This window comes from Cellulomonas pasadenensis (genome assembly GCF_047229365.1).
GTDB lineage: Bacteria > Actinomycetota > Actinomycetes > Actinomycetales > Cellulomonadaceae > Cellulomonas.
This window is the reverse complement of record NZ_JBFTEP010000243.1, coordinates 1-2,359: the sequence shown is the minus strand read 5'-3', so window position 1 is coordinate 2,359 and position 2,359 is coordinate 1. Positions and strand designations below refer to the sequence as shown.

General features: G+C 78.6%; 3 protein-coding genes. 2 read left to right on the top strand and 1 reads right to left on the bottom strand.

Annotated elements, in window-relative coordinates; all coding sequences use genetic code 11:
• A partial coding sequence (locus tag AB6N23_RS18130) for an ArsR/SmtB family transcription factor (protein WP_412867354.1) occupies positions 1-450 on the top strand: 450 nt, incomplete at its 5' end.
• A gap of 120 nt (positions 451-570) precedes the next feature.
• Here the strand turns inward: AB6N23_RS18130 and AB6N23_RS18125 are convergent.
• On the bottom strand, positions 571-1,377 hold the full coding sequence (locus tag AB6N23_RS18125) for a helix-turn-helix domain-containing protein (protein WP_412867353.1): 807 nt from the start codon (positions 1,375-1,377) through the stop codon (positions 571-573).
• 176 nt (positions 1,378-1,553) lie between these two features.
• On the opposite strand from AB6N23_RS18125, the gene AB6N23_RS18120 reads away from it, so the two are divergent.
• Positions 1,554-2,117 (top strand): TIGR03086 family metal-binding protein, encoded by a 564-nt coding sequence (locus AB6N23_RS18120; RefSeq protein ID WP_412867352.1) that lies wholly within the window; start codon positions 1,554-1,556, stop codon positions 2,115-2,117.
• Positions 2,118-2,359 lie beyond the last annotated feature (242 nt).

The following is a 2,359-nucleotide window of genomic DNA, read 5'->3' as shown; positions in this document are numbered from 1 at the left end:
AGTGCCGATCACGACTGCGAACGACCCGGTCGCGGGGGTGTGCAGCAGCGCGAAGGGGCGCCCGTAGGAGTCGCGGTCCTCGCCGCGCTCGCCGAGCCCGTGCGCCGTCGCCTGATGGAACGGCTCGCCGTGGGGGAGTGCGCCGCCGGCGACCTCGTCGGGCTCGCCCGCGCGGAGTTCGGCATCTCGCAGCCGGCGACGTCCCAGCACCTGCGCGTGCTGCGCGAGGCGGGTGTCGTCACCGTGCGGGCCGACGGCAGCCGGCGGGTGTACGCGGCCGACGCGGGCGCGCTCGCGGTCGTCGCCGACTGGCTGCGCGCGTTCCAGGACCCCTTCGCGCAGCCGCTCGACGCCCTCGCCACCGAGCTCGCCCGCGGCCGGCGGCGCACCCGCCCGACCGGCGCCAGCACCCCGGCCGACCCGCCGGCGGCGGGCGAGGCGACCGCCTGACGTCCGCCACCGCACCACGGACCCGATCGGCGGGGTGTGCAGCGTTCGTCGCGCGTGGCGTGACGGACGCTGCACACCGGCTCGCGGGCCGCGGCCGGCGGCGCGTGCTCGGCGGGTGCGTCAGGGGGTGGGGTGCGTGAAGCGCGCCGCGAACGCGCCGGGCGTCATCCCCGTGACACGGCGGAAGTCCCGGGAGAGGTGCGACTCGTCGGCGTAGCCGAGCTCGGCGGCGAGGTCGGCGAGCGTCGCCCCGCCGGCGCGCAGCCGGCCCGCGGCCTCGTGCAGCCGCCGGCGCTGCACGAGCCACTTCGGCGTCAGGCCGAGGCGCCGGCGGGTGAGGCGCTGCAGCGTGCGCTCGGTGACGCCGAACCGCTCGCACAGCTGCGCGACGCGGAGCAGGTCCGGGTCGTCCTCCACGGCCGCGACGACCGCGTCGACCAGCCGTCCCTCGTCGTCCACGGGCAGGTACCGCCGCAGGAACGCGCCGACCCGGTCGGTCGCGGACCGCTGCGCGGCCTCCGCCGTCGCGCCGGCGGCCATGTCCGCGCGCACGCGCGTGACCAGCGCGTCGACGTCCGCCCGCGACGCCGTGGCGGCCAGCGCGTCCGCGACGTCGGCGTGCCGCCCGGTCCACGGCGCGACGGACCCGCCGACCAGCAGCGACCCGGCCGCCGGCTGCAGCATCACCCCGACGGCCCACCCGGTGCCGCGCAGCGTGGTCGTCGACAGGCCGGGCTGCACGCCGTAGAACCGCGCGTACGAGTCCGCCACGACGAGCAGGCAGACGGGGTACTGCAGCACGCGCTGCTCGGCCTCCTGCCCGTCCGGGACGGACCACGTCGGCACCCAGTAGCGCCGCACCAGCGGCGCGAGGTCCTCGGGCGGCCCCCAGCGGCCGATCCGGAACGACGTGTCCCGCGGGTCCACGAGGTGCGCGCGCTCGACGTCGTCGACGCCCCTCGCGGTGCCGTCGCCCGCAGTGCCGTCCCCCGCAGTGCCGCCCCCCGCAGTGCCGTCCCCCGCAGTGCCGTGCCCCGCAGTGCCGCCGTGCGTGTCGCGTTCGTCCAAGCCGCACCTCCTCCGCCCGGCGTAGCGTCCCGCACATGACCGACAACCCGATCCTCGACGCCTACACCGCGCGCGCCGCCGGCCTCGCGGCCGTCCTCGACGCGACGAGCCCGGCGGCGAGGGACGCGCCCTCGCCGTGCGCGGGCTGGACGGCCCGTGACGTCGTCGCCCACGTCGTCGACACCCAGCGCGACTACCTCGCCCGGCACGACGTGGACCTCGGCCCGCGCCCGGACCTCGCCGACCCGGCGGCCGGCTGGCGCACCCACGCCGCCGCCGTGCGTACCGCGCTGGCCGACCCGGACGTGGTGGACCGGCCGTTCGAGTCCGTCACCGGTCCGTCGACGCTCGGCGCCACCTTCGACATGTTCTACGGCTTCGACATGGTCGCGCACCGCTGGGACGTGGCCGCCGCCGACGGTCGCGCGCACCGCTTCACCGACGAGGACCTCGACGTCATCGAGGGCATGGTCGCGGCGATGGGCGAGCACCTGTACGGCGACGGCGTGTGCGCACCGCCGCTCGAGGTCCCCGCGGACGCCGACCGCCAGACCCGCGCTCTCGCCGCCCTCGGCCGACGCGCCACCGTCCCGGCCTGACCCGGCCCGACCCGCGGGGCGCACGCGGTCCTCGCCGCCGGCGTGCGGCCGGGCGTGCGACGATCCGCGCGTGCGCGCCGTCCTCGCCGTCCTCCTCGCCGCCGTCTGCTTCGGCACGACGGGGACCGCGCAGGCGCTCGGCCCCGACGCCGACCCCGTGGCCCTCGGCGCCGCGCGCATCGCCGTCGGCGGCCTCGCCCTCGCCCTCGTGGCGGTCCTGCTGGCCCGGCGGACCGCCGCGC

Bases quoted from the DNA above. Each gene is read 5' to 3' on its own strand.
- AB6N23_RS18120 (WP_412867352.1), top strand. From the start codon at position 1,554: ATGACCGACAACCCGATCCTCGACGCCTACACCGCGCGCGCCGCCGGC.